This window comes from Pseudonocardia oceani, from assembly GCF_019263585.2.
In the GTDB taxonomy this organism is placed as follows: Bacteria; Actinomycetota; Actinomycetes; order Mycobacteriales; family Pseudonocardiaceae; genus Pseudonocardia; species Pseudonocardia oceani.
On the sequence record NZ_JADQDF010000001.1, the window covers coordinates 2,205,932 to 2,231,001 of the forward strand.

At 74.1% G+C, this 25,070-nt stretch carries 29 protein-coding genes; 13 read left to right on the plus strand and 16 right to left on the minus strand.

Going from position 1 to position 25,070, the window contains the following annotated elements; genetic code table 11:
• Positions 1 to 29: 29 nt before the first annotated feature.
• Positions 30 to 1,622 carry an AMP-binding protein gene (locus tag I4I82_RS10935; protein ID WP_218592929.1) on the minus strand — a complete coding sequence of 531 codons (1,593 nt, stop codon included), beginning with the start codon at positions 1,620 to 1,622 and terminating at the stop codon, positions 30 to 32.
• Positions 1,623 to 2,272: 650 nt separating this feature from the next.
• Between I4I82_RS10935 and I4I82_RS10940 the strand changes: the two genes are divergently transcribed.
• The 3 genes from I4I82_RS10940 (at position 2,273) to I4I82_RS10950 (ending at position 5,437) form a co-directional block, all read left to right on the plus strand.
• A complete protein-coding gene (locus I4I82_RS10940) occupies positions 2,273 to 2,836 on the plus strand; it encodes an RNA polymerase sigma factor (RefSeq protein ID WP_218593627.1) in 564 nt (187 codons plus the stop codon).
• Between the two features lie 187 nt (positions 2,837 to 3,023).
• Positions 3,024 to 4,439, plus strand: coding sequence for a DUF5667 domain-containing protein (locus tag I4I82_RS34405; protein WP_218593621.1), 1,416 nt, complete (start codon positions 3,024 to 3,026; stop codon positions 4,437 to 4,439).
• Between the two features lie 107 nt (positions 4,440 to 4,546).
• Positions 4,547 to 5,437, plus strand: a complete 891-nt coding sequence (locus I4I82_RS10950; RefSeq protein ID WP_218593622.1) for an HAD family hydrolase — start codon at positions 4,547 to 4,549, stop codon at positions 5,435 to 5,437.
• A gap of 13 nt (positions 5,438 to 5,450) precedes the next feature.
• Here the strand turns inward: I4I82_RS10950 and I4I82_RS10955 are convergent, their stop codons facing one another.
• The 6 genes from I4I82_RS10955 to I4I82_RS10980 all read right to left on the minus strand — a co-directional run bounded on the left by I4I82_RS10955 (position 5,451) and on the right by I4I82_RS10980 (position 9,899).
• A complete protein-coding gene (locus I4I82_RS10955) occupies positions 5,451 to 6,461 on the minus strand; it encodes a lysophospholipid acyltransferase family protein (protein ID WP_218593623.1) in 1,011 nt (336 codons plus the stop codon).
• Positions 6,458 to 7,495 carry an NAD-dependent epimerase/dehydratase family protein gene (locus I4I82_RS10960; RefSeq protein ID WP_218593624.1) on the minus strand — a complete coding sequence of 346 codons (1,038 nt, stop codon included), beginning with the start codon at positions 7,493 to 7,495 and terminating at the stop codon, positions 6,458 to 6,460. The genes I4I82_RS10955 and I4I82_RS10960 overlap by 4 nt, the downstream gene beginning before the upstream one ends.
• Before the next feature lie 148 nt (positions 7,496 to 7,643).
• Positions 7,644 to 7,745 (minus strand): 30S ribosomal protein bS22, encoded by a 102-nt coding sequence (locus I4I82_RS10965; protein ID WP_010241351.1) that lies wholly within the window; start codon positions 7,743 to 7,745, stop codon positions 7,644 to 7,646.
• 127 nt (positions 7,746 to 7,872) lie between these two features.
• Positions 7,873 to 8,076 carry a helix-turn-helix domain-containing protein gene (locus tag I4I82_RS10970; protein ID WP_172157430.1) on the minus strand — a complete coding sequence of 68 codons (204 nt, stop codon included), beginning with the start codon at positions 8,074 to 8,076 and terminating at the stop codon, positions 7,873 to 7,875.
• Positions 8,077 to 8,224: 148 nt separating this feature from the next.
• Complete coding sequence (proC, locus tag I4I82_RS10975) at positions 8,225 to 9,037, minus strand: pyrroline-5-carboxylate reductase (RefSeq protein WP_218593625.1); 813 nt, start codon at positions 9,035 to 9,037, stop codon at positions 8,225 to 8,227.
• Positions 9,038 to 9,071: 34 nt separating this feature from the next.
• Complete coding sequence (locus I4I82_RS10980) at positions 9,072 to 9,899, minus strand: thioesterase family protein (RefSeq protein WP_218595677.1); 828 nt, start codon at positions 9,897 to 9,899, stop codon at positions 9,072 to 9,074.
• Positions 9,900 to 10,026: 127 nt separating this feature from the next.
• Between I4I82_RS10980 and I4I82_RS10985 the strand changes: the two genes are divergently transcribed.
• Positions 10,027 to 10,920, plus strand: a complete 894-nt coding sequence (locus I4I82_RS10985) for an IS982 family transposase (RefSeq protein ID WP_218595225.1) — start codon at positions 10,027 to 10,029, stop codon at positions 10,918 to 10,920.
• A gap of 20 nt (positions 10,921 to 10,940) precedes the next feature.
• Here the strand turns inward: I4I82_RS10985 and I4I82_RS10990 are convergent, their stop codons facing one another.
• From I4I82_RS10990 to I4I82_RS11000, 3 genes are read right to left on the minus strand one after another with little or no spacing between them, the layout of a single operon-like run.
• Positions 10,941 to 11,747 (minus strand): sugar phosphate isomerase/epimerase family protein, encoded by an 807-nt coding sequence (locus I4I82_RS10990; RefSeq protein ID WP_218594896.1) that lies wholly within the window; start codon positions 11,745 to 11,747, stop codon positions 10,941 to 10,943.
• Complete coding sequence (locus I4I82_RS10995; RefSeq protein ID WP_218595678.1) at positions 11,744 to 13,291, minus strand: Rv0497 family membrane protein; 1,548 nt, start codon at positions 13,289 to 13,291, stop codon at positions 11,744 to 11,746. The genes I4I82_RS10990 and I4I82_RS10995 overlap by 4 nt, the downstream gene beginning before the upstream one ends.
• Positions 13,288 to 14,313 carry a Ppx/GppA family phosphatase gene (locus tag I4I82_RS11000; RefSeq protein WP_218594475.1) on the minus strand — a complete coding sequence of 342 codons (1,026 nt, stop codon included), beginning with the start codon at positions 14,311 to 14,313 and terminating at the stop codon, positions 13,288 to 13,290. The genes I4I82_RS10995 and I4I82_RS11000 overlap by 4 nt, the downstream gene beginning before the upstream one ends.
• Positions 14,314 to 14,611: 298 nt before the next feature.
• On the opposite strand from I4I82_RS11000, the gene I4I82_RS11005 reads away from it, so the two are divergent.
• Positions 14,612 to 15,070 (plus strand): BLUF domain-containing protein, encoded by a 459-nt coding sequence (locus I4I82_RS11005; RefSeq protein ID WP_218594476.1) that lies wholly within the window; start codon positions 14,612 to 14,614, stop codon positions 15,068 to 15,070.
• Positions 15,071 to 15,142: 72 nt separating this feature from the next.
• On the opposite strand, the gene I4I82_RS11010 is transcribed toward I4I82_RS11005, so the two are convergent.
• The 4 genes from I4I82_RS11010 to I4I82_RS11025 all read right to left on the minus strand — a co-directional run bounded on the left by I4I82_RS11010 (position 15,143) and on the right by I4I82_RS11025 (position 18,463).
• Positions 15,143 to 15,847, minus strand: coding sequence for a response regulator (locus I4I82_RS11010; protein WP_218594477.1), 705 nt, complete (start codon positions 15,845 to 15,847; stop codon positions 15,143 to 15,145).
• On the minus strand, positions 15,844 to 17,034 hold the full coding sequence (locus tag I4I82_RS11015; RefSeq protein ID WP_372451713.1) for a sensor histidine kinase: 1,191 nt from the start codon (positions 17,032 to 17,034) through the stop codon (positions 15,844 to 15,846). Before I4I82_RS11015 ends, I4I82_RS11010 begins: the two co-directional genes overlap by 4 nt.
• 182 nt (positions 17,035 to 17,216) lie before the next feature.
• Entirely contained in the window at positions 17,217 to 17,960 is a 744-nt protein-coding gene (locus tag I4I82_RS11020) for a phosphoglyceromutase (protein WP_218594497.1), read from the minus strand.
• Positions 17,957 to 18,463, minus strand: a complete 507-nt coding sequence (locus I4I82_RS11025) for a MarR family winged helix-turn-helix transcriptional regulator (protein WP_226369986.1) — start codon at positions 18,461 to 18,463, stop codon at positions 17,957 to 17,959. The genes I4I82_RS11020 and I4I82_RS11025 overlap by 4 nt, the downstream gene beginning before the upstream one ends.
• Positions 18,464 to 18,536: 73 nt before the next feature.
• On the opposite strand from I4I82_RS11025, the gene I4I82_RS11030 reads away from it, so the two are divergent.
• Positions 18,537 to 19,043: a VOC family protein gene (locus I4I82_RS11030; protein ID WP_218594496.1), complete on the plus strand. Its 507-nt coding sequence runs from the start codon at positions 18,537 to 18,539 to the stop codon at positions 19,041 to 19,043.
• Here I4I82_RS11030 and I4I82_RS11035 read toward each other — a convergent pair.
• The gene (locus tag I4I82_RS11035) at positions 18,992 to 19,498 is read right to left on the minus strand and encodes a MarR family winged helix-turn-helix transcriptional regulator (protein ID WP_218594495.1); all 507 of its coding nucleotides are present in this window, start codon (positions 19,496 to 19,498) and stop codon (positions 18,992 to 18,994) included. The two genes, I4I82_RS11030 and I4I82_RS11035, sit on opposite strands and share 52 nt — an antisense overlap.
• A gap of 437 nt (positions 19,499 to 19,935) precedes the next feature.
• Between I4I82_RS11035 and I4I82_RS11040 the strand changes: the two genes are divergently transcribed.
• Complete coding sequence (locus I4I82_RS11040; RefSeq protein WP_218594494.1) at positions 19,936 to 20,361, plus strand: VOC family protein; 426 nt, start codon at positions 19,936 to 19,938, stop codon at positions 20,359 to 20,361.
• A gap of 6 nt (positions 20,362 to 20,367) precedes the next feature.
• Here the strand turns inward: I4I82_RS11040 and I4I82_RS11045 are convergent, their stop codons facing one another.
• Positions 20,368 to 20,700 (minus strand): YnfA family protein, encoded by a 333-nt coding sequence (locus tag I4I82_RS11045; protein ID WP_218595680.1) that lies wholly within the window; start codon positions 20,698 to 20,700, stop codon positions 20,368 to 20,370.
• 702 nt (positions 20,701 to 21,402) lie between these two features.
• Between I4I82_RS11045 and I4I82_RS11055 the strand changes: the two genes are divergently transcribed.
• The 6 genes from I4I82_RS11055 to I4I82_RS11080 all read left to right on the plus strand — a co-directional run bounded on the left by I4I82_RS11055 (position 21,403) and on the right by I4I82_RS11080 (position 24,894).
• Positions 21,403 to 21,732, plus strand: a complete 330-nt coding sequence (locus tag I4I82_RS11055; protein WP_218590028.1) for an ArsR/SmtB family transcription factor — start codon at positions 21,403 to 21,405, stop codon at positions 21,730 to 21,732.
• The gene (locus I4I82_RS11060) at positions 21,732 to 22,214 is read left to right on the plus strand and encodes an SRPBCC family protein (protein WP_218590029.1); all 483 of its coding nucleotides are present in this window, start codon (positions 21,732 to 21,734) and stop codon (positions 22,212 to 22,214) included. The genes I4I82_RS11055 and I4I82_RS11060 overlap by 1 nt, the downstream gene beginning before the upstream one ends.
• Before the next feature lie 11 nt (positions 22,215 to 22,225).
• Entirely contained in the window at positions 22,226 to 22,840 is a 615-nt protein-coding gene (locus I4I82_RS11065) for a maleylpyruvate isomerase family mycothiol-dependent enzyme (RefSeq protein WP_218590030.1), read from the plus strand.
• A gap of 189 nt (positions 22,841 to 23,029) precedes the next feature.
• Positions 23,030 to 23,383, plus strand: coding sequence for an ArsR/SmtB family transcription factor (locus I4I82_RS11070; protein ID WP_372451364.1), 354 nt, complete (start codon positions 23,030 to 23,032; stop codon positions 23,381 to 23,383).
• Positions 23,380 to 24,048: a cation efflux transmembrane domain-containing protein gene (locus tag I4I82_RS11075; RefSeq protein ID WP_226369987.1), complete on the plus strand. Its 669-nt coding sequence runs from the start codon at positions 23,380 to 23,382 to the stop codon at positions 24,046 to 24,048. The genes I4I82_RS11070 and I4I82_RS11075 overlap by 4 nt, the downstream gene beginning before the upstream one ends.
• A 450-nt stretch (positions 24,049 to 24,498) precedes the next feature.
• A complete protein-coding gene (locus tag I4I82_RS11080) occupies positions 24,499 to 24,894 on the plus strand; it encodes an ATP-binding protein (protein WP_218590032.1) in 396 nt (131 codons plus the stop codon).
• The last annotated feature ends 176 nt before the right edge of the window (positions 24,895 to 25,070 follow it).

Consider the following 25,070-nt stretch of genomic DNA (forward strand, 5'->3'; position numbering starts at 1 on the left):
CCCCGTGCCGCCGCTCACGGGGCCGCCGCTCACGGGGCCGCCTCGGCGACGGGGCCGCCGGGCACCTGCGCGAGCTGCCGGCGCGCGACCTTGCCGGTGGGCGTGCGCGGCAGGTCGTCCACGAAGGCGATCACCGACGGCGTCTTGAACCGCGCCAGGCGCACCGCGCAGTGCTCCCGTACCTCCTCCTCGGTGAGCCGAGAGCCCGCGGCGCGCACCAGCACGGCCTTGACGGCCTCGCCCGTGCGGTCGTCCGGCACACCGACGACGGCGGCCTCGGTCACGCCGTCGAGCTCGGCGAGCACGCGCTCCACCTCGCGGGGGTAGACGTTGAACCCGTTGACGATGACGAGGTCCGAGGAGCGGTCGACGAGGTGCAGGTCGCCGTCGCCGTCGAGGAAGCCGACGTCGGCGGTGCGGAACCAGCCGTCGTCGTCGGGGCCGCCCTCCCCGTCGGGCCAGTACCCGGAGAACAGGTTCGGTCCGCGGACGGCGACGAGCCCGGTGTCGTGGCCGGGGTCGGAGACCGCGTCGAGCTCCTCGTCGTCGTCGGGGTCCTCGGTGTCGATCGGGCGACCCTCGGCGTCGACGAGGCGGAGCTCGACGCCGGGCAGAGCGCGCCCGACCGACCCGGCCTTCGCGACGCCGCCGACGCCGTTGGTCGTGAGCACCGGGCCGCCCTCGGTGAGCCCGTAGCCCTCGAAGATCCACAGCCCGGTGGCGTCGTGGAAGTCGGCGAGCCACCGCGCGGGCAGCGGCGCCCCGCCGGAGGTGCACATCCGGACGTTGGCGGTGGCCGCGCGCAGCCGGTCGGCCGGCAGGTCGAGCAGCGACCGGAACATCGACGGCACACCCGCCACCCCGCTCACGCGGTGCGCGACGAGGACCTCGGCGGTGTGCTCGGGGTCGGACCGCTCCGTCAGCACCGCGGTGGCCCCGGCCCAGCACACCTGCAGGAAGCCGGCGGCGAGCCCGAAGACGTGGAACAGCGGCAGGGAGAGCAGGACGCGGTCGACCGTGGTGACCGGCGCGGGCCGGAGCTCGGCGGCCTGCGCGCGGTTGGCCAGCAGGGCCCGGTGGGACAGCCGCACGCCGCGGGGCGTGCCCGTCGTGCCCGAGGTGTAGACGAGCAGCGCGATGTCCTCGTCGCCGCCACCGTGCGTGACGGCGGCGCCGTCCGCGACACGCGAGGTGAGGTCGGGCGGCCCGATCAGGGTGGCGCCCGCGGAGGCCGCGCAGCCCGCCGCGTCGGAGTCACCGGGGCCGGCCACGACGATCGACGGGGTGCAGTCGGAGAAGACGATGTCGAGCTCGCGCGGCACCGCGACGGGGCCCACCGGGACGGCCGTGGCGCCCGCCCGCAGCGCGCCGAGCACGGCGACGCAGAACGGTGCGCCGTTGGCCAGCCGCACCACCACGCGGTGGCCGCGACCCACACCGGCGGCGACGAGCCGGGCCGCTTCGGCCGCGGTGGCGGCCTCGAGGTCCGCCCAGGTCAACGTCGTGCCGCCGGTCACATCGATGATCGCCGGGTGATCAGGAGCGGCTCCGGCGGCGCGCGTCACGAGATCGGCGAGGTGCCGGGGCCCACCCGGTCCCTGCGGCCTGGTCGGACTGTCCACGGTGCTCCTGGGTGCGCTCGGCGGTTCGACGCGGTGGCGCGGGCGCCGGGTCGGGCACCCGCACGTCGAGTCTGGCACGGGGCCCCCGACCCGCGGAGGCGCGTCGCGCGACGCGCCGGGGAGCCGCGGAACGACCGCTGCGAGTCCGGATCGTGACGTTGACCGCGCGTAACCGTCCGCTCACCGGAACAGGACCACGGCAAGTGGATGCTGCGTGCTTCGACACAGTCGTCCGCCCGTATGCTCCGCCGCTACAGCCGTCTCAACGCGTCAGCTCCCCACTTCGACGCGGAACTCACCCAAGGGAGTGGCATGCAGCCTGTCGTCAGCGCACCGCGGGCCGACCCTCGGCGTCCCGCCCGATGCGCGCGGTCCGCCGGTCGGGAGGCATGACCCGTCCGATGCGACCGTCCCGGCTGCTCCGCACCGACACCGCCCGCCGTCCCGCGGGTGGGGAGGTCGACATGACCCAGACAGCGCCCCCGATGACCCAGACAGCGCCCCCGGCGGCCCCCGAAGCCGCCATGCCGTTCCCCCGGCAGCGTCCCCGCGCCGCCACCGAGCTCGCCCCCGTCGACGCGCCGGCCCCCGCAGCGGCCCCCGGTCCGGTCGCGGACACCCCGCACGAGGACACCCCGCACGAGGACGTCATGGACGACGCGCAGGCCGACACCGGCGCCTGGTCGCTCGTCCGGGCCGCCCAGGAGGGCGACATGGCGGCGTTCAGCGAGCTGTACGAGCGCTACTACGACGTCGTCTTCCGCTACGTGCTGTTCCGCATGAACGACCGCAACCTCGCCGAGGACGTCACCCAGGAGGCGTTCGTCCGGGCGCTGCGGCGCATCGGCTCGGTGACCTACCAGGGCCGCGACATCGCCGCCTGGTTCGTCACCATCGCCCGCAACCTGATCTTCGATCACGTGAAGTCGAGCCGGTACCGGCTGGAGTCCACCACGTCGGACATGATCGAGCTCTCGCCCAGCACGCACGGCCCCGAGCAGCAGGTCCTCGACGGCGCCACCAACGAGGAGCTCATCCGGTGCGTCCGCAAGCTGAACCCCGACCAGCAGGAGTGCATCACCCTGCGGTTCCTGCAGGGGCTGTCGGTGGCCGAGACGGCGCGCATCATGGATCGCAACGAGGGGGCCGTCAAGGCCCTGCAGCACCGCGCGGTGCGGCGGCTCGCCCAGCTGCTCCCCGAGGGGTTGCGATGACCGGGCGCCATATCGCCCCAGCTGCCCCGGGCGTTACGGGTGCGGCGAATGAACGACTCGATGCGGTGAACGGTCTCACAGCCGTAACCCCTCGCCCGGAGGCTCGTTGTACCGGCGAAAGTCGAGCAAGCGCAGCAGGACCGGGCGCCGCGACACAGAGCGCAGGGATGCAGTGAGGACGGCCAACATGCCCGCCGGACAGGGCAAGGACGCAGAGCAGCTGGATGCCGCGATCGAGCAGGGGACACCCCCCGGTTCCGTCGCGGACCCCGAGCTCGCGCGTGATCTCGAGATCGTGGCGATGCTGCGGTCCCGGCGTGCGGCGTACGACCCGCACCCCGAGGCCCGGTCGCGGTCGAAGCAGCGCCTCATGGAGGCCCTGCTCGCGGCCCAGGCCGAGGACCGCGCCGCCGCGGCCTCCCCGGCCCCGCACGCCTCGGAGCTCACCGCACCTCTGCCCCTCGTCACCGCGCCACCCGCCCCGGTCTCCGGAGCCACCGACGAGACCGCCGTCATCGGTCGTGTGACCGACGACGAGCCCGAGGTCGCCCACGAGGACGGCGGCACCGTCGTCGAGTCCCCCGTGGTGCGCCCCGGGCGCCCGGGCCGGCACAGCCTGCCGACGCGGCCGGGATCGCGGTCGCGCTCACGCGCCGCGTCGCGCCCGCCCTCGCGCGGGCTGCGCCGCCGCTTCGCGATGGTGGGGGCGGCCGCGATGGTCGCCCTCGTCGCCATCACGACGGCGGGCAGCTTCGCCAGCCGCAACGCCCTCCCCGGCGACGCGCTGTACGCGATGAAGCGCATCTCCGAGGACACCGGCCTCGCGTTCACCTTCGACGACACCGAGCGCGCGCAGCGCTACCTCGCGCTCGCCACCACCCGGCTCGACGAGGTGGAGCGGCTCGTCCAGGCCGGGGCCGCAGCCGGCAGCACCGACCCGGCGCTGCTCGCCGCCGCGATGCGCGACTTCGACGACTCCACGGGCGAGGCCTCGCGGATGCTGCTGAGCACGGAGGACGCGTCCGGCGCCCCCGCTCTCGGCGACCTCCGCACCTGGGCCGCCGAGCAGGCCGCGCGCCTGTCGCTGCTGCGCTCCTCCCTGCCCGACCCGGCCGTCGCCGACGCCGACACCTCCCTCGCGCTGCTCGACCGCCTGGTCGGCCGCACCGAGGCCCTCGAGGCGCGGTCGTCCTGCTCCGACGTCACCTCCAACACCGTCGACGACCTCGGCCGGCTCCCGGCCGAGGGCACCTGCTCCCCCCGGGCGCAGGTCGCCGACGACCCCACCACCACCGAGGACGAGAGCGTCACGCCGACCACCACCCCGGACGGCACGTCTCCCGCGACCTCCAGCACCGCCCCCGGCGGCACCACGACCACCGCGCCGGGCACCCCGTCGTCCGAGAGCGGCGGCGGCCTGCTGCCCGACCTCGGCGGCTCGGACGGCCTGCCGCTGCCCGACGAGGGCCTGTCCACCAGCGGGGGCTCCTCGTCCTCCGGTGGCAGCGAGGGCGGTGGCGACGTCTCGATCCCGCTGCCGCTGGTGCCGCCGATCCAGCTGCCTCCGCTGCTGCCGGGCCTGCCCGGTGTGTCGATCGGCTGACCCACCACGCACGTGCACGACCGGGACCGCCGCGGGGATCTCCCCGCGGCGGTCCTGCTCGTTAGGGTGGGCGTACCGACCGTCGTCGTCCTCGAGGGAGCCCAGGTGTGACAGGCGCAGGCGACGCCCCGCGCGGGATCGACGCCTCCACGGCGCTCGATCCGGCCGTCCGGGCCGGGGAGGCCTCGGCGGCCGCCGCGGTGGCGGCCGGCGACAGCGGCCCGGGCGACGTGCCCCTGACCGACCTCACCGCCGCGGCCTTCTTCGACGTCGACAACACCATGATGATCGGCGCGTCGATCTTCCACTTCGCCCGCGGCCTCGCCGCCCGCAAGTTCTTCACCAGCTCCGACCTCGCCGGCTTCGCCTGGCAGCAGATCAAGTTCCGGGTCGGCGGCCGGGAGAGCACCTACTCCACGACGACCGGGCGCGACACGGCGCTGTCGTTCGTCGCGGGGCGCGGCGTGGAGGAGATCACCACGCTCGGCGAGGAGATCTACGACGAGCTCATGGCCGACCGCATCTGGGCGGGCACGCGCGCGCTGGCCCAGATGCACCTCGACGCCGGGCAGCGGGTCTGGCTCGTCACGGCCACGCCCGTCGAGCTGGCCCTGATCATCGCGCGGCGCCTGGGACTGACGGGCGCGCTGGGCACCGTGGCCGAGAGCGTCGACGGCGTCTACACCGGGCGCCTCGTCGGCGAGATCCTGCACGGCCCGGCGAAGGGCCACGCCGTGCGCGCGCTGGCCGTGTCCGAGGGGCTCGACCTGCGGCGCTGCACGGCGTACTCCGACTCCGTCAACGACGTGCCGATGCTCTCGGCCGTCGGCACCGCGGTGGCGATCAACCCCGACGCATCCCTGCGCGACGTCGCCCGCGAGCGCGGCTGGCAGGTCCGCGACTTCCGGACCGGCCGCCGGGCCGCCCGGATCGGCGTGCCGTCGGTGCTCGGCGCGGCCGCGGTGGCCGCAGCAGGGCTGGCGGTGCGGCGGCGCTGAGCCGCCGGGCCGCTCAGCCCAGGAACGCGTTGCGGCGCTGGGACAGCAGCCGGTAGAGCGTGTGCTGGATGGTCTCCCGGACCTGGTCGGTCAGGTTGAACACGAGCATCGGGTCGTCGGCCTCGCCGGCGCCCAGGCCCTCGGTGCAGATGGGCTCGCCGAACTCGATGTACCACTTCGACGGCAGCGGGATCAGCCCCAGCGGCCCCAGGTGCGGGAACAGCGGCGTGACGGGGAAGTACGGCGCCCCGAACAGCCGCGCGAGCGCCTTCACCTCGCCGATCTTGGGGTAGATCTCCTCGGCCCCGACGATCGAGCACGGGATGATCGGCACGCCGGTGCGCAGCGCCGCCGACACGAAGCCGCCGCGGCCGAAGCGCTGCAGCTTGTAGCGGTCGCGGAACGGCTTGCCGATGCCCTTGAAGCCCTCCGGCCACACGCCGACGAGCTCGCCCGCCGACATGAGCCGCTCGGCGTCCGGGGAGCAGGCCAGCGTGCTGCCCTGCTTGCGCGCCAGGGAACCCAGCACGGGCAGCTGGAACATCAGGTCGGCGCCCAGCATCCGCAGGTGCCGCTGCGCGGGGTGGTCGTCGTGCAGGGCCACGGCCGTCATCAGGGAGTCCAGCGGCAGCGTGCCGGAGTGGTTGGCGACGATCAGCGCACCGCCGGTGTCGGGCACGTGGTGCATCCCGATGGTCTCCACGCGGAACCAGCGCTCGTAGAGCGGGCGCAGGGCGGGGAGCAGGACGTTGTCGGTGAGCTCGGCGTCGAAGCCGAACTCGTCGACGGTGTAGTCGCCCGCGAGCCGCCTGCGCAGGAACGCGAGCGCCTCGGTGAGCGCCTCCTCCCACTCCGCCACGGGCTCGGGCTCCGGCTCGGGTGCGGGCACCGGCTCGGGCTCCGGGGCGGGCGGGGTGCGGCTCTCGCCGAGGCGCCAGCGGGTGCGGGCCCCGCTGCGGTCGGCGTGCAGCGGGATGACGTGGGCGTCGGACACGGCGGCCCTCCTCGCGTCGGCGGGCGTCATCGCAGGGTTCTCGCCGCGGCGAGCACGCCGCGCTCGACGGTCTCGATGGACTCGGCCGAGACCACGGGGCGCAGGGCGCGGCCGCGGACGTAGTCGTCGAACGCCTGGGTGGTGGTCCAGCGCGGGGTGAAGCCGAACTGGCTGCGCAGCCGGCCGGTGTCGACGACCCGGCCGAAGTTGAGGAAGCGCATCTGCTCCGGGGAGAAGTCGACGAGCCGCGCGCCGCGGAAGATGCGGCTCACCGGGCCCACGGCCCCGCTGGGCACCGGCAGCGGCACGCGCCCGGCCCGCCGGATGGCCTGGGAGAGCAGCAGGACGCCGTCGGCAGCCACGTTGTACACCCCGGACAGATCGTGGCTCGTGGCGCGCTCCAGGACCGCGAGGGCGTCCTCCTCGTGCAGCAGCTGCACGCGGGCGTCGTAGCCGAGCACGGTGGGGATCACGGGCAGCGCGAAGTAGCGCGTGAGTACCGTGTCGATGCGCGGGCCGATGAAGTTCGAGAACCGCAGCACGGTGACCGAGACGTCGGGCCGGCGGCGGCCGAACCCGCGCAGGTAGCCCTCGATCTCGACGGCGTCCTTCGCGTAGCCGCCCGAGGGCAGGTCCTTCGGCGTGGTCGTCTCGTCGAACAGCGCCGGGTCGCGCGGGCTGGAGCCGTACACCGCCGTGGTGGACTTGAGCACCATGCGCTGCACCGACGGCGCCTTCTGGCACGCCGCGAGGAGCTGCATCGTGCCGATGACGTTCATCTCCTTCATCGTGGCGCGCCCGCCGGCGGAGCCGGGGTTGGCCGACAGCGACGCGTGCACGACGGTGTCGACCGAGGCGTGCTCGATGACCTTGGAGATGAGCGGGTTGCGGATGTCGGCGCGCACGAACTCGGCGCGGCCCATCCGGCGCAGCAGGTCGCGCGGTGGGGGGACGGTGTCGACCCCCAGGACGCGGTCGATGTCGGGGTTGGCGGCGAGCCGGGCGGCGAGGTGCCCGCCGAGGAACCGGCTGACCCCCGTGACGAGCACGACAGATGGCGTCACGGACCTACTCCGAAGAACGAACGATGCGGTGGGTGGCCGATGCTAGACCCTGCGCACCCACGGCGCGTCGGGTCGTGGCCACCGACACGACGTGCGGGATCAGGGGACCACGGACCCGGTGCGGCCGGCGGTCACCCGCCGGCCCGCCTCACTTGCCGAGCTTGCGACGCTGCACGCGGGTCTTGCGCAGGAGCTTGCGGTGCTTCTTCTTCGACATCCGCTTGCGGCGCTTCTTGATGACTGAACCCATGCTGGGTGCCTTCCTGGTCTGCGGGTGGAGCGGGCGGGCCCGGCTGCACGGCGCCGGTGGTGCGCAGATCGGCGCCGGCCGGGAGGACGACCGGTGGCCCACCTTACCGAAGCACTCGCGCGAGGTATCAGCCCGCGTCGAAGTAGGCGTTGCGCAGGTAGTCCTCGACGGCGGGCTTGGGCACGCGGAACGAGCGCCCGACCCGTGCGGCCGGCAGCTCGCCGGAGTGCACGAGGCGGTACACGGTCATCTTCGAGACCCGCATGGTCGCTGCGACCTCGGCCACGGTCAGGAACTGCACCTGGGCGAACCCGTGCTGTTCGGACGCCATCCCGCTCACCGCTTTCGTCTGGTCACCAGACACGGCACTGGTGTTCTGCCCGAGCTTAGCTTGACCCCTGTGACGGCTGTGACACGGATGGTCACACGAGTGTGCAGTTCAGCCCCGCGTCAGGGTGAGCAGCGGTCGTCCGATCGGGTCACCGACCTGCCGCCGCGCGACCCAGTTCCACCGATCGGTCGCGCGCCGCCTCGATCGCGGCGATCAGCGCAGCCCGCACGCCGTGCTTCTCGAGCTCCCGGATCGCGGCGATCGTCGTGCCCGCGGGGGAGGTGACGGCCTCGCGCAGGATCACCGGGTGGTCGTCGGACTCGCGCAGCATCAGCGCCGCCCCGAAGGCCGACTGCACGATGAGGTCGGCGGCCACCGCGCGCGGCAGCCCGAGCAGGATCCCGGCGTCGATCATGGCCTCGACCAGGAAGAAGAAGTACGCCGGACCCGATCCCGACAGCGCCGTGACGGCGTCCTGCTGCGTCTCGGGCACCCGGACGACGCGCCCGACGGCCCGCAGCATCTCCTCGACGGCGGCGAGCTGCTCCTCGCTGCTGTGCGCGCCGCCCGACAGCGCGCTCATCGCCTCCCCCACCAGCATCGGGGTGTTCGGCATGACGCGGACGGCGGCCGTGCCCGCGGGCAGCGCACCCTCGACGACGGCCAGCGGGACGCCCGCGCACAGCGACACCACGAGCGTGCCGGGCCGCAGCACGCCCGCGAGCTCGGCCAGCACCGGCACGACGTCCTGGGGCTTCACGGCGATGACGGCGATCTCGGCGTGCGCCGCCGCGGCGGCGACGTCGACCCCGGCCACCCCCAGGCGCCCGGTCAGCTCCGCGGCGCGCTCCGGGTGCCGCTCGGTGAACACCAGGTCGTCCGGCGAGCGCCCGGCCGCCAGCAGCCCGGCCAGCAGGGCCTCCCCGATCTTCCCCGCCCCGAGCACCGCGATCCGCGTCATGGCCGAGACGGTAGCCGGGGCGGCGGGCCGGTGATCAGTCGGTCAGCGGCGCCAGCGCGAGCTGGCGGGCCTGGCAGACCAGCCGGCCCGCCGCGTCGACGACGGTGGCGTCCTCGTCGAACCAGGTGCCCGCGACCGTCCGCGACCGCGACTCCACCCGCAGCCAGCCGGGGGCGGGCTTCGCGCGGAGCAGGGCCGTCAGCTGGACGGTGGGGGCCCAGCCGAAGCGGCCGGTCACGTTGAACACCGTGGGCGGCAGGATGTCGCCGGCGAGCATCGCGAACAGGACGTCGGTGGGCTCGTCGCGCGGGCGGGTCCAGCCGCGCACGACCGGCGGGCCCTGCTCGCGGCGCGCGAACGGCATCGACGCCTGGTCGAAGCGCAGGTCGCACGAGGAGGACAGGCCGAACACCGCCTTCTCCTGCGAGCCCGGGTCGAAGGCGTCGGCGGGCGGCTCGGCCGGGAGGTCGGGCAGGTCGGCGTAGTGCGGCTCGGCGTCGGGCAGCGTGCCGCCGGTGACGGTGGCCGCGAGCATCGCCCTGCCGCCCTGGCTCATCCGCACCTGCACCACCGACACCGTGCGCCCCAGCTTGAGGACCTCCGTCGTCAGCTCGACGGGGCCGGGGTCGGGGGCGCGCAGGAAGTCGGCCGCGACGGCGAGGGGGTCGGGGGCCGCGCCGGGGGCGTCGGCGGCGAGGCGGGCGAGCCCGGCCTGCGCGAGCAGCACCATCAGCAGCCCGCCGTGCGCCTTGGGGCCCACCGTCCAGTGCGGGCCGAGCTCGGCGCCGAAGCGGCCGTCGCCCAGGTCGTCGATGGCGATGGCGCGGCGGAACGGCGCCGTCGCGGTACCCGTCGTGGTCATGGGAAAGCTCTACCACGCCGCCGCCGCGCGGCCGGTGTGATGCGCGCCCGGGAGCGCGCTCCTAGACGAGTAAGTCCTAACGGCGTGGCACCCACGAAGGTGGACGGAGGGTGTTGAAGGTCAGTGTGTGACGACCAACCTCAACACCCTCCTGACCGCACTTTACGTCAAGATCGATGACTATCTCGGGCGCCGCACCCGCACCGGGAGACCACCGAAACTCTCCGACGCCGAACTGCTCACCCTCGCCGTCGCCCAGGTCCTGCTCGGCGTGCGGTCCGAGGCCCGGTGGCTGCGGTTCGTGCCCACACACCTGCCCGGCGCGTTCCCCTACCTGCCCGGCCAGTCGGGCTACAACAAGCGTCTACGCGCGGCGTTGCCCCTGATCAAACAGCTGATCCGGGTACTGGCCACCGACACCGATCTATGGGCCGACCCGGTCTGGGTCGTGGACTCCACCCCGGTCGAGTGCGCCCGTTCCCGCCCCACGGTCAAGCGCTCCAACCTCGCCGGCTGGGCCGGCTACAGCTACTGCGCCTCGCACTCACGGTTCTTCTGGGGACTGCGCCTGCACCTGATCGCCACCCCGTCCGGGCTGCCTATCACCTGGGCCCTGGCCGACCCCAAGATCGACGAACGCCAGGTGCTCATTGCCGCACTGGACCACGACCACACTCTGACCGCCGACCGGCCCGGACTCACCATCATCGCCGACAAGGGCTACGTGTCCCGCGAACTCGACACCTACCTCGCCGAACGCGGTATTGCACTACTGCGACCGTCCTACCGCAACCGCACCCCGCATCCAGCCGAGCATCTGCTCAAACCCGTCCGCCAACTCGTCGAATCGATCTTCGACACCCTCAAAGGACAGCTCGACCTGGAACTACATGGCGGACGCACCATCGACGGGGTCGGCGCCCGGATCGGACAACGCCTCCTCGCCCTGACCGCCGCGATCTGGCACAACCGGGCCACCGGCCAACCGATCACCCGCTCCCTGACCGCCTACGACCACTGATCGCATTCGGACTTACTCGTCTAGGACAGGGCAGGGTCGGGCGCGGCCTGCAGGTGCAGCCGCGCGAACAGCAGCGACTCGGCCAGCAGCGACGTGCGCTCGTAGCGGGTGCGGCAGCGGCGCGTGCTGACCTCCAGCACCACCACCCCGCCGAAGCCGGACGCCATGAGGCGCTCGCAGACCTCGGCGCACGGCTGCGCGCCGCGCCCGGGCACCAGGTGCTCGTCGCGGGGCGCGCCGCTGCCGTCGGTGAGGTGCAGGTGGGTGAGCCGCTCCCCCATGCGCTCGAGCATCGCGAGGGCGTCGGAGCCGGCGGCGGCGGTGTGGGAGAGGTCGAGCGTGTAGTGCGCGTGCCCGACGTCGGTGGGGTCGTAGCCGGGGCTGTAGGGCACCGTGCGCAGCGCACCGCGCCGGATGGGGAACATGTTCTCGACGGCGAGGGCGACGCCCGCGTACTCACCGGCGCGGGCCACCTCGTCGGCGAACTGCGCGGCGTAGCGGCGCTGCCAGCGGAACGGCGGGTGCAGCACGACCGTGGACGCCCCCAGCTGCGCCGCGGCCTGGACGGAGCGGCGGATGCGGACGATCGGGTCGGCGCCCCACACGCGCTGCGTCACGGCCAGGCAGGGCGCGTGCACGGCGAGGACGGGCACGCCGGAGCGCTGGGCCAGGCGGTCGACGGCGGCGACGTCCTGGCTCACCGGGTCCGACCACACCATCAGCTCGACGCCGTCGTACCCGAGCTCCGTCGCCACCTCGAAGCCCGCGGCGACCGGTTCCGGGTAGACCGATGCCGTCGAGAGCGCGACGGGCGGCGAGAGCCTCATCTGCCCATGAGTACCAGGATCGCGGGCGACACGGTCAGGAGGAGGCCGACGAGCACGGCGAAGACGGTCGTGCGCCGGTCGTCGTTGTGCAGCAGGGCGCGCACGATCACGACGAGACCGACCGTGACGAGCACGGCGGAGGCCAGCGCGACGACGGGCAGGTTGCGCCACAGGAACCGGAACAGCACCCACAGCACGGCGCCGCCGAGCGCACCCCCGATCCACTGCACCACGACCGCGGCCCAGCCGGGCGCAGCGCCCTCGCGGGCCGACGAGCCGCGGCCCAGCCGGCGCTCGCGCGGCGGCGGGACGTCGTCGTCCGGGGCGTCGAGCGGACGGCCGCCGAGGCCCGCAGGGCTCTCGCCGGGCCGAACCGGCGGGGTGCCGGAGCCGGTGTCGTCGAAGCGGGGGTCGTCGAAGCCGTCGTCGAAGCGGGGGTCGTCGAAGCCGTCGTCGAAGCCGTCGTCGAGGCCGCCCGGGTGGAACCCGGTGCTCTCGAGGCCGTCCTCGTCGAGGCCCGTGCCCGCGCCGTCGCGGCGGGCGTCGTCGGTGCGGGCGCGGTGCCGGTCCTCGGCCCCGACCGGCGCGACGCCGACCCTCGTCGAGGGGCCCTCGCCGGCGTCGCCGGCGGGCTCGGGCGCCTGCTGCGGGATCGGGCGGGTGAAGAGGTCCTCCTCCACCGGGTCGTCGTCGCGGTAGCGCGGCATGACGTCGGTGGGGCGGTCGCGCTCGGGCGCGGCGGCGGGGCGGGCGGGGCCCTGGGTCGGCGTCTTCGTCAGGCTCTGTGGGCCCTGCTGCGCGGGGGGCGCGGCCGGCGGCTGCGCGCGGACGGAGGGTGCGGCCGGGTGGGCGGGGGCCTGCTGGGGCGCCGGGGAGCCGTTGCGGGTCTCCGGGGCCGCAGTGCCGGGCACCGCCCGGTACTGGGCCGTGCCGTCCTGATCCGCCGTGCTGGGGGCCTGGAGGTTCTGGACCGTCCCGGGACCGTCCTGCGGTGCCGCGTCCTGCGCCGGGGCGCTCGGGGCGTTCTTCGGCGCGCCGTTCTGGGTCGGGGCGTTCCGGGGCTGAGCGCTCTGAGGCGGGGCGCTCTGGGTCGAGGAGCCGGTGCGGGCCTGCGCGCCGTTCCGGTTCCACGAACCGCTCGGCGGCTGGGGTGCGCCGTTCTGGGTCGCGCCGTTCTGCGGGGCGCCCTTCTGGGGCGCGCCGTGGGGGGCTGCGCCGTTCGGGGCTGCGCTGTCGGGGGCTGCGCCGTTGGGGGCTGCGCCGTTGGGAGGCGGCGGGGCCTGCCGGGCCGGGGCGGACGCGCGCGGGTCGTACGGCTCGCCCCGCGGCGGGGCGGGCTGGACCGGCTCGCGCAGGACCGAGCGGGCGGGCGCCGCGGGTGCGTCGGCGGGGGCGGCGTCCGGTGGACCGGGCGGGGCGCCTTCCTCGAGATCGTCGCTCTCCCGCCGGCGGCGACGCCGACCGGTGGACGCACCGCCGCTGCCGTGCTCGGCGAGGAGCTCGGCGACGGTGCGCTGACGGGGGTGGTCGGTCTCGGAACTCATCCAGTACACCGTGCCTCGTACGACGTCAAGCGTCCAAGTCCGTCCGGCGCGTCCTGCGCCGAGCGGTCGGTCTGTGCCGAGGGCGGGCGGGCGGACGCCTCGAGCGTGTCGAGCCGCCGGAGGATGACACCCTCCCGCAGGGCCCACGGGCAGATCTCCAGCTCCGTGATCCGCAGGGCGCGCATCGCGGCCTCGGCGACGAGCGCGCCGGCCACGAGCTGGTGCGCGCGGCTCGCGCTGACGCCCTCCAGCTCGGCGAGGTCACCCGCCGACATCCGCGTGATGAACGCGGCGAGCTGGCGCAGCCCGACGTCGGTGAGGGCGCGCCGCACCCGGGGCCCCTCGCTCGACGGCGCGGCCCCGGAGAGGCGGGCCAGCGACCGGAAGGTCTTCGACGTGCCGACCGCGAGCTCCGGCGCGCCGGCCCGGCGCAGCCGCCGCGCGACGGGGGCCAGCTCGGCGTCGAGGTGGGCGCGCAGGGCGTCGATCTCACGGCGCGAGGGCGGGTCGGAGCGGAACCACTCGCGCGTCAGGCGTCCGGCGCCCAGGGGCAGTGACGCGGCCACGGCGGGGTGCTCGTCGCGGCCGGCCGCGAGCTCCAGCGACCCGCCGCCGATGTCGAGCACGAGCAGCCGCCCGGCCGACCAGCCGTACCAGCGCCGGACCGCGAGGAAGGTGTAGCGCGCCTCGTCGTCACCGGGCAGCACCTGCAGCCGGACGCCGGTCTCATCGCGGACGCGGGCGAGCACGGCGGCGGAGTTGGTGGCGTCGCGCAGGGCGGAGGTGGCGAACGCGAGGAGGTCGGCGCAGCCCGCCTCGGTGGCCGCGGCGCCGGCCTTCGCGACGGCCCGGACGAGCGCGTCGGCCCCGGCCGGGGTGAGCGCGCCGCCGGCGTCGAGGTTCTCGGCGAGGCGCAGCTCGTCCTTCTCCGAGGTCATGGGCGTGGGGTGGCCACCGCGGTGCGCGTCCACCACCAGCAGGTGGACGGTGTTGGAACCGACGTCGAGCACACCCAGGCGCACCACCGCAGGCTACTGCCCGTCGTGACCCGGCCGTGACCGAACCCGTCACACCCTCCCCCGCGCACTGCGCACGCACCCCCGGCGCACCTGCCGCGCACCCGTACCCACCGGGCGGTGCGCCTGTCCCTCGGCACCGTGACAGGCACCGTGACCGGTAGCGGCCGGCCCGCGTTCTGCAGTGCGCACGGCGTGGCGCGCATCTCCAGACATGGCACTGAGGGCCTCGGCGTGCTATAGGCCGGGACCGGGTTCTGCGCTACCCTGCCCCACGCCAGATCCCGGTGACGGAAGGTCGACGATGACTGCGGCGAGCCCCGGCGAATCCGAACCCGTCTTCCGGCTCGTCTACCGGAGTCACAGCAGGATTCCGGCCGAGGATCGACCGAAGGTGCTCGCGCGCATCTTCGACGTCGCCCGGTCCCGCAACAAGGCGGCGCGCGTCACCGGCGCCTTGCTGATCACCGATCACTACTTCGTCCAGGCCCTCGAGGGCGACGAGGCAGCGGTGCGGTCGCTGTTCGACAGCATCAACAGCGACGAACGGCACACCGACGTCACCATCGTCGAGGAAGGCACCTGGGACGAGCGGACGTTCTCGCGATGGTCGATGGCGCAGGTGTCCGCCAGCGGGAAGGCCGACATCCCGCTGCACAGCAACCACGGCGAGATCCACGCGGCGGCTCGGTCGTCGCTCACCCGCGAGCAGATGGCTCTGCTGAAGCGAATGCGTAACACGATCGGCGCCGACGCGGTGTGAGTCGAGTTCTGCGGGATCGCCCGGTCCTGCGCATCATGGCGGGGCATCGATCCGGTCGGGTGCCGCCGGCGGTCAGGCCTCGAACTTGTACCCGAGCCCCCGCACCGTCACCAGGTGCTTCGGGGCCCCCGGGTCGGTCTCCACCTTCGACCGCAGCCGCTTCACGTGCACGTCCAGCGTCTTGGTGTCACCCACGTAGTCGGCGCCCCAGACGCGGTCGATGAGCTGGCCGCGGGTCAGCACCCGGCCGACGTTGCGCAGCAGGTACTCCAGCAGGTCGAACTCCTTGAGCGGCAGCGCCACGTCCTCCCCGCCCACCGACACGACATGGCGCTCCACGTCCATCCGCACCGGTCCGGCCTCGAGCACCGCGCCGCTCCCCCGGCCGCCGGGGCCGTCGGCCTCCGGACCGCCCTCGCCGCCGCGGCGCAGCACCGCGCGGACGCGGGCGATGAGCTCGCGGGCGGAGTAGGGCTTGGTGACGTAGTCGTCGGCGCCCAGCTCCAGGCCCACGACCTTGTCGATCTCGCTGTCGCGGGCCGTCACCATGATCACCGGGACGGCGGAGCGGGTGCGCAGGGCCTTGCAGACGTCGGTGCCGCTCATGCCGGGGAGCATGAGGTCGAGCAGCACGATGTCGGCGCCGTTGCGGTCGAACTCCTCCAGCGCCTCGGGCCCGGTGACGGCAACGGCCGTCGTGAACCCCTCCTTGCGCAGCAGGAAGGCGAGCGGATCGGCGAAGGACTCCTCGTCCTCGACGATGAGCACCCTGGTCATGACATCTCCTTCGCGCGCAGTTCGGTGGCGTCCTCGGGCTCGTCGGCCTCGTCGAGGTCGTCCAGCTCGTCGGTGTGGACCGGCAGGCGCATCGTGAACGTGGAGCCGGTGCCGGGACTGCTCCACAGCCGCACCTCGCCCCCGTGGTTGGCCAGCACGTGCTTGACGATCGCGAGCCCCAGCCCGGTGCCGCCGGTGGCTCGCGAGCGGGCGGGGTCGACGCGGAAGAAGCGCTCGAACACGCGCTTCTGGTGCTCGGGGGCGATGCCGATGCCGCGGTCGGTGACCGAGACCTCCACCCAGTCGCCGACGCGCCGCCGCGACACCGACACCGACGCCTCCGCGGGCGAGTACGCGATCGCGTTCTCGACGAGGTTGGACAGCGCGGTGACCAGCAGCGTGCGGTCGCCGTCGACCTCGAGGCCCGTGGGCCGGTCGACGGTGATGTCGATGCGCGCCCGCTCCGCGGAGATCCGGCTGCGGGCCATGGCCTCGCGCACGACCTCGTCGACGTCGACGACGCACAGCTCGGGCAGCCGCTCGGCCCCCGTCAGCCGCGACAGCGCGATCAGCTCGGTGACCAGCGCACCCAGCCTGTTGGCCTCGCTGAGGATCTTCGCGCTGAACCGGCGGACCTCGACGGGGTCGTCGGCGGCGTCCAGCACGGCCTCGGCGAGCAGCCCCACCGCGCCGACGGGCGTCTTTAGCTCGTGGCTGACGTTGGCGACGAAGTCGCGGCGCGTGGCCTCCAGGCGCACGGCGTCGGAGGTGTCGGCCGCCTCGGCGACGGTGTAGCCGTCCCCGAGGGGACGCACGTCGGCGACGACGGCGGCGGGCTGGCGGCCGCGGTGGCCGAGCGGGGAGAGGTCGACGGTGCCGGGCTGCCCGCTGCTCTGCGCGCGCTGGCACGCCGCCCACGCCCGGGCGTCGGGGAGCCCGGACCTCACGAGCCCGAGCTCGACGGCGCGGTCGTTGTGCAGCACGACGTCGCCGGCGCGGGTGAGCACCGCGAGGCCGGTGTCGGAGGACCGGAACACCCGCTGCAGGAGGTCGGCCATCGGCGGGCCGGGGGTCGGCGGAGCCGGGACGGGGGCGGGCTCGACCCGCCGCCGCGCGGTCCGCGCCCCGACGACGACGCCGAGCGCGAGAGCGGCGGCCGCGATCAGCACGCACAGCAGTGCGGTCACGGGCGGCATCGTAGGCAGGCCGGGGGCCGCCATGGCCAGCCCGGATGCCCGGTCGTGACCGCCGTGACGTCCGGGAACGCGATAGTTCGGCCGCCGTTCACGCGGCGTTCACGACGCCCGTCGTCCACCGCCCGATTGCAGGAAGAGGGCGCGGCAGGACGCTCCGCGCGGCTCGGGAGCGCTCAGCGCCCCTGCGCCGCCACCGCCGCCGCGGCGTCGGCCGCCGCCTGCGGGTCGAGGTAGGTGCCCCCCGCGACCGTGGGGCGCAGGTCGTCGTCGAGGTCGTAGCGCAGCGGCATGCCGGTGGGGATGTTGAGCCCGGCGATGTCGGCGTCGGAGATGCCGTCGAGGTGCTTGACGAGCGCCCGCAGCGAGTTGCCGTGCGCGGCCAGCAGCACCGTCTTGCCGGCGCGCAGGTCGGGCACGACCGCCGACTCCCAGTACGGCAGGAACCGCTCGACGACGTCCTTGAGGCACTCGGTCCGCGGCACGGGCGCACCGGCGTAGCGGACGTCGCCGCTCTGGTCGAACTCCGTGCCGGGCTCGATCTCCGGCGGCGGCGTGTCGTAGGAGCGGCGCCACAGCATGAACTGCTCCTCGCCGAACTCGGCGAGCGTCTGCTTCTTGTCCTTGCCCTGCAGGGCGCCGTAGTGGCGCTCGTTGAGCCGCCAGTCGCGCGTGACCGGGATCCAGTGGCGGTCGCACGCGTCGAGGGCGAGGTGCGCGGTGGAGATGGCGCGGCGCAGCAGCGAGGTGTGGACGACGTCGGGCAGCAGCCCGGCCTCCCGCAGCAGCTCACCGCCGCGGCGGGCCTCCTGCTCGCCCGTCTCGGTGAGCGGCACGTCCACCCATCCGGTGAACAGGTTCTCGGCGTTCCACACGCTCTGCCCGTGACGGAGCAGCACCAGGGTTCCCATGGCGGTCACTCTGCCAGCCGGGCCTCCTGCTGCCCGGACCGGCCGGGGAACGCGGCCGGGGCGTCGAGGCCCTCCAGGATCGCCGCGCCGATGTCGCGGAGCTGGCCCACCTGCTCGGCGGAGAGGCGGTCGAAGACGTGGCAGCGCACGGTGGCGACGTGCCCGGGCGCCGCGGCGGCGAGCACCTCGAAGCCGGCGTCGGTGAGCCGGGCCAGGGTGCTGCGGCGGTCGTCGGGGCAGGGGACGCGACTCACCCAGCCGTTGGACTCCAGCCGCGACACCGCGTGCGAGAGCCGGCTCTGCGAGCTCTGCGTCATGACGGCGAGGTCGCTCATCCGCAGCGTGCGCCCGGGCACGTCGGACAGCATCGCCAGGATCAGGTAGTAGGTGTGGGGCAGCCCGGAGTCGCGCTGGAGCTGGCGGTCCAGCGCCGCGTCGAGCAGCGTCGTCGCGGCCTGGAAGGTCAGCCAGGCCTCCAGCTGGTCCTCGGTGAGCCACCCGTCGTCCGTCACGACGCCACCCTAGCGCAATTCAGTTGAGCTTTCATGTGTTAGGGTGGTTGAACGTTCAACCCTAGGAGATCCGATGCCCGTCCAGCGCCTCAACCACGCCGTCCTCTACGTCCGCGACGTCGACGCCAGCGCGGCGTTCTACCAGGGGGCGCTCGGCTTCCGCCCGGTCGCGGGCATGCCGGGCCGCGCGGTGTTCCTGCAGGCCGAGGGCTCGACGAACGACCACGACCTCGGCCTGTTCGCGATCGGGGCGCAGGCCGGCGCCTCGACGGCGGGCCGCGGGACCGTCGGGCTCTACCACCTGGCCTGGGAGGTCGACACGCTCGCCGAGCTGCGCCGTATCGCCGGCGTCCTGCGCGAGCACGACGCGCTGGTCGGCGCCTCCGACCACGGCAGCACCAAGGCGCTCTACGCCCACGACCCCGACGGCATCGAGTTCGAGGTGAGCTGGCTCGTGCCCGCCGACCTGCTGGGCGAGGACACGGACATGCGCACCGCCGCGCTCGACATCGACGCGGAGATCGCGCGCTACGGCGCCGACACGCGCGGCGGGGTGGGGGTCTCGGTCCCGGTCGGCTGACCGGGGTCGACCGCCTCGTGCAGGCTCCCGGTGAGCTCGCCCAGGATCGACCGGAGCTCGGCGATCTGGGCGTGGCTCATGCCCGTGGCCCGCACGACGCGGCGCTGGATGTCGGGCACGCGCCCGCGCAGCTCACGGCCGGCGTCGGTGAGCGAGACCAGGACCGAGCGCTCGTCGCTCTCCTGCCGGCGCCGCGCGACGAACCCGGCCGCCTCCAGGCGCTTGAGCAGCGGGGACAGCGTGCCCGTCTCCAGCTGCAGCGCCGAGCCGATCGCGGTGACCGTGGCCTCCTCGCGCTCCCACAGCACGATCATCACGAGGTACTGCGGGTAGGTGAGCCCGATGGCGTCGAGCTGGGGCCGGTAGCAGCCGATCATGGCGCGAGAGGCGGCGTACAGCGAGAAGCACAGCTGCTCGTCGAGGTTGGTCGACGTCGCGGTCTCCGGCTGGGCCATCGACCCACTGTAGGCCCGTGAGCACGTCCTCTCACCCCTGCCCCGCGAACCGGGACGTTCAGCCCATCGGATCTCCCCGCACGGGGTGCGGGGAGGTCGAGGACCCGGGAGTGCCGCAGCCGCCACACCAGGTGGGCCAGGCCGACGCGCGAGCGGTCCGGGCCGCCGAAGGGGTCGAAGCCGAGGACGTCGGCGGTGGCGTCGAGGCGGGTCCCCGACGCCGTCGAACCGGCCGGTCGACGGCGACGTGCGGGACCGCGCCCGCGTCGACCGCCTCCTGCAGGACCCTGTCGACCGCAGTCCGGCGGGCGCCGTCACCGACAGCGGGGCGCAGCTCAGGCGTGACGGCCGCCATGTGGCGGGTCGCCGACGGCTCCGCGGGTCCTACGCCGACCGGCGGTCGCGGGAGTGTGACCTGCGCCACTAGCGTCGCCGGCATGTCCCCTCCCCCGTCCACCGGGTTCCACCACTTCTCACCGACCGTGCGCGACGTCGAGGCCAGCGCCGCCTGGTACGAGCGCGTGCTCGGCCTGCAGCGCATCCCGGCGCCGTTCCCGCACTGGGGCAACGAGGAGAGCGGTCACGCGATCGTGCTCATGCACCCCGACAACGGCCTGACGATCGGCCTGCACCACCACGTCGCCAACGGTGGCGAACCGGCCCACGAGTCGCGCACCGGGCTCGACCACCTCGCCATCGGCGTCGCCCGGCACGAGGACCTCGACCAGTGGGCCGCCTGGCTCGACGAGGCCGGCGTCGAGCACTCCGGCGTCATCGACGCGACGGAGCCGATGCCCTACTCCGTCATCGTGTTCCGCGACCCGGACAACATCCAGCTCGAGCTCGCCTTCATGGGCGGCTGAGCCCGGTCAGCCGCGGGGGGCGTACATGATCACTGCGACGCCGGCCAGGCAGACCAGCGCGCCGATCACGTCGTAGCGGTCGGGGCGGTAGCCGTCGGCGACCATCCCCCACGCCAGCGAGCCCGCGACGAACACACCCCCGTACGCGGCGAGGATGCGCCCGAACTGGGCGTCGGGCTGGAGGGTGGCGACGAAGCCGTAGAGGCCGAGCGCGATCACCCCCGCCCCGATCCACACCCACCCGCGGTGCTCGCGCACCCCCTGCCACACCAGCCACGCTCCGCCGATCTCGAACAGGGCGGCGACGACGAACAGCGCGATCGACCGGGCGATCAGCACGGGAGCCTCTCCTCGCCGGTGCCGGACCGGCGCGTCGGACACGGGACGGCGGGGGATCCGGCGGGCGCCCGCGGGGCGACGGTAGACCAGCGCGCCCGCCCGCGGACCGCACTCCGGCCGGCCGGCCGCACCCGCGGGGCGGGCCGGCCGCGCATCGGGTGGCGACCTGCGCAGGTCCGGATGTGCGCGGGACGTCGGCGGATGCGCAGTTCGGGCTGCGCGGGCAGCTGATCACCGAGACCGCACCACCACGGCCCCGCCACGACCCGCACCTCACCTTCTCGGCGATCACGGCGGCCGGCGCGGGTCCCTACCGGGCCGCGGGGCCGGCGACGGCGCACGTGCGCGGCAGGGTCGCGGTGCACGACGACGTGGAGCGGGTGGAGCAGGTCGTCCGCCGGCTCACCGAGCTGCACGAGGCCGGGCGGCCCGCCCGTGGGACGTCGACGACGCCCCGGAGAAGTACCTGCGCGGGCAGCTGCGGGCGATCGTGGGCGTGGAGGCCCGGATCGAGCGGATCGGCGCGAAGCTCGAGCTCAGCCGGAACCGCCCCGCCGCCGACGTCGGCGGTGTGATCGCCGAGCTGCAGTCCGTCGGCGACACGGCGGGGGTGCGGGCGGTGGCGGCGCACCGACCCCGACCCGCCCTCACCGGGCCGCGACCGTTGCGACCCCGGCCTCTGTACGTCTACCCTTACCGTTCGTGTCGGCTTACGGAGATGCGGGACTGGGCCTGCTCGGCGACCCGACCCGTCGCGCCATCTTCGAACTGCTCGCCCGCGGCCCTCTCTCGGTCCAGCAGCTCGCCGACCGGCTGCCGATCAGCCGCCCGGCGGTGTCCCAGCACCTGCGTGTCCTCAAGGACGGCGGACTGGTCGACAGCCACGCCGAGGGGACGCGTCGCATCTACCGCCTGAACCAGGACGGCGTGGCGGCGCTGCGGGCGTGGCTGGACGGGGTCTGGGCCGACGCCCTGACCGGGTTCCAGAAGGTCGCCGAGACCCCTCCTCCCCCGCCGCGACAGGAGTCCTGATGAGCGAGACGGCCCCGATCCCCCCGATCACCGGCAGCGCCACCGTCGCCGTGCCGGTCGACGAGGCGTTCCGCGTGTTCACCGGCTCGATCGACGCGTGGTGGCCCCACCAGTTCCACATCGGCGCGTCCGAGGTGGCGGAGGTGGTGCTGGAGCCCGGCGTGGACGGCCGGTGGTACGAGCGCGGCACGGACGGCACGGAGTGCGACTGGGGTCGCGTGCTCGTCTGGGACCCCCCGCACCGGCTGGTGATCACCTGGCAGATCAACGGGTCCTGGCAGTTCGACCCCGACCCCGGGCACGCCAGCGAGATCGAGGTGCGGTTCACCGCGAGCGGCCCGGCGGAGACGGTGGTCGAGGTCGAGCACGGCTCCTTCGAGCGGCTCATCGGCGGCGGGACCATCAACGACGCCATCCGCGGTGGCGGCGGCTGGGTCTTCCTGCTCGACGGGTTCGGCACCGTCGTGGCGGCCCGGTCGTGACCGTCGACGCGATGAGGCTCGCGCGCGAGGAGCGGGCCGACCTCGCCGACCTCCTCGCCTCGCTGACCCCGGCGCAGTGGGACGCGCCGTCACTGTGCGCCGGGTGGCGCGTCCGCGACGTCGTGGCGCACATGTTCAGCTACGAGGAGCTGAGCCCGGTCGGCCTCGTCATGAGGTTCGTCAGGGGCGGCATCCTCCCGGGCCGGGTCAACGGCGCGGGCGTCGCCGCGTACGCCGGTCATAGCCCCGCCGACCTGCTCGCGCTGGTGCGCGACCACCAGCAGCCCCGCGGCCTCACCGCCGGGTTCGGCGGGCGGATCGCCCTGACCGACGGCGTCATCCACCACCAGGACGTCCGCCGCCCCCTCGGCCTCCCCCGCGAGATCCCGGCCGACCGCCTGCGGGTCGCCCTGGACTTCGCCCGCACCGCGCCGACCATCGGCGCGGCGAAGCGCGTGCGCGGGCTGACCCTGGCCGCCACCGACCTGGACTGGAGCGCCGGCACCGGTCCGGTGGTCGAGGGGCCCGCCGAGTCCCTGCTGATGGCGATCGCCGGCCGGCGCGGTGCCGCGCGGGAGCTCACCGGGCCCGGGCGACCGGTCCTCGCCGCCCGTCTCCCGGGGTAGCGGTACTCGTTCGGCACTTTCCGCACACACACAACAGAACGGGGCCGACTACTGCGTGCGCGCCGATCCACATTCCCGGACGTGACGCATGCGCACCGCCCCCTTCCTGCCGGGGCTGCTCGAGGGGCACGACGCAGAACGGCGTCGCACAGCGCGATATCCATCGCTCCGCTGCGCTAGCATCGCCGCATGTCGATGAGTTGCGCTCCCGACGAGCTGACGCCCGCCGTCGCACTGTTCCGGTCCCTGGCCGACCCGGCGCGGCTGGCCATCGTCCTGCGGCTGGCCGAGGGCGAGGCGCGGGTCGTCGACCTGACCCGGATGCTGGGACTGGCGCAGTCCACGGTCTCGAAGCACCTCGCCTGCCTGCGCGGCTGCCGGCTCGTCGACCACCGTATCGAGGGTCGCCAGTCCTACTACTCGCTCACGCGCCCCGAGCTGATCGACCTGCTGCGCGGCGCGGAGGTCCTGCTTGCGGAGACCGGGGACGCGGTGGCGCTGTGCCCGGTCTACGGGGAGCCGGCCCGGGTGACGCAGCCGTGAGCGCCACCACCGCAGACCGGCAGGCCGTCCTGCGCCGCCGCGTCCGGTGGCTGGTCGCGGGCACGATCACCTACAACCTGGTCGAGGCCGCGATCGCCCTCACCGCCGGGACGATCGCGTCGTCGGTGGCGCTGATCGGGTTCGGCCTGGACTCGCTGATCGAGGTCGGCTCCGCTGCGGCCGTCGCGTGGCAGTTCGCCGGCGCCGACCCCCGGCGTCGCGAGCAGGTGGCGCTGCGGGCGATCGCCTGGTCGTTCTTCGCGCTCGCGGCGTACGTGACGGCCGAGTCGGCGCGGGCGCTGCTGGGCGGGGCCGAGGCCGAGCGCTCCACCGTCGGGATCGTCCTCGTGGCCGTGAGCGTGGTGGTGATGCCGTTCCTGTCCCTGGCGCAGCGCCGGGCGGGGACGGAGCTGGGGTCGGCCAGCGCGGTGGCGGACTCGAAGCAGACCCTGCTGTGCACCTACCTGTCCGCGGCGGTGCTCGTCGGGCTGGTCCTCAACGCGGCGCTGGGGTGGTGGTGGGCCGACCCGGTCGCCGGTCTGGTCCTGGCCGTCCTCGCCGTGCGGGAGGGGCGCGCCGCGTGGCGCGGGGACCTGTGCTGCGCCCCGCCGCCGGTGCCCGGACCGGCGGCGGGGAGCTGCTCGGACGGCTGCCGCCCGTCGTAGGTCAGGCCTGCGCCGCCTCCCGAGCGCGCAGGTCCTTGCGCAGGAACCGCGGGCCTCGGCGACACACGGCCCTCGACCTGCGACAGCGCTGATTTTGATCATGTCGCTGCCGGTGGTCGTTACGTGCCGGTCCCGTAGACGGTGCGGGAAACGCTCTACGACCTTCCTGCACGCCGGATGCTAGTGGTGATCTCGTCGCGGCGCGGGTGGAACCCGTCCGGGTCGAGGGGCGGGGTGCAAGGCACGTCTTCCCGCCTTGTGCCCCGCCCCTCGACCCGGTAGCCGTCTCGGCGTGCCGCGGCGAGATCACCACCCCGCCGCACTCCCCCGATCTCCGAGCGGTGCCGGGCGCGGGCAGAGCCCGCATGATCTGCAGGCCAGAGTTTGATGCGATTCTCACCGGGCACGCATGGACGAGCTATCGACCAACAGCCGACGCAGGGAGTCCGGGTGCAGGTGGCTGAAGCGTCGTGGCGGTTCGAACCTCAGATCACCGCGCCCGCGGGGATCCGAAGACACCTCACCTCAGCGCTGAACCAGTGGGGTGTCGCTCCGAGCGACTGGGATGACGTGATGTTCGTCCTGAACGAGCTGGTTACGAACGTCATCGAGCATGCGGGCACGCCGGGCGAGGTCCACGTCGGGCATGACGGCGAGGTCGCGGTGATCCGCGTCATCGACTTCTCACCCGACATTCCCCGGCTCAGACTGTCCATGTCGGAGCATGAACCGGCCTGCGGTTTGCGACTGGTGGCCGCACTGAGTCGCAACTGGGGCTACGTCGTCTTACCGGGAGGGAAGACGGTCTGGGCAGTGGTTCAGGCGAGATCCGGGGAGGCACCGTGACTACTCGTGGCCTCAGTGGGGGTCCCGAGCTGGTGACCTCGACTAGAGCGGTTCGACGCTCGGCGCAGGAGCTCGCCGGCGATGTCGCTCGGCTCGCCGACGACGTGGCTCGCACTTCCGAGCGCTTAGCCAAGCTCCTGCGCGCGCGAGCCGATGCCCATCCCGATCCAGATCGG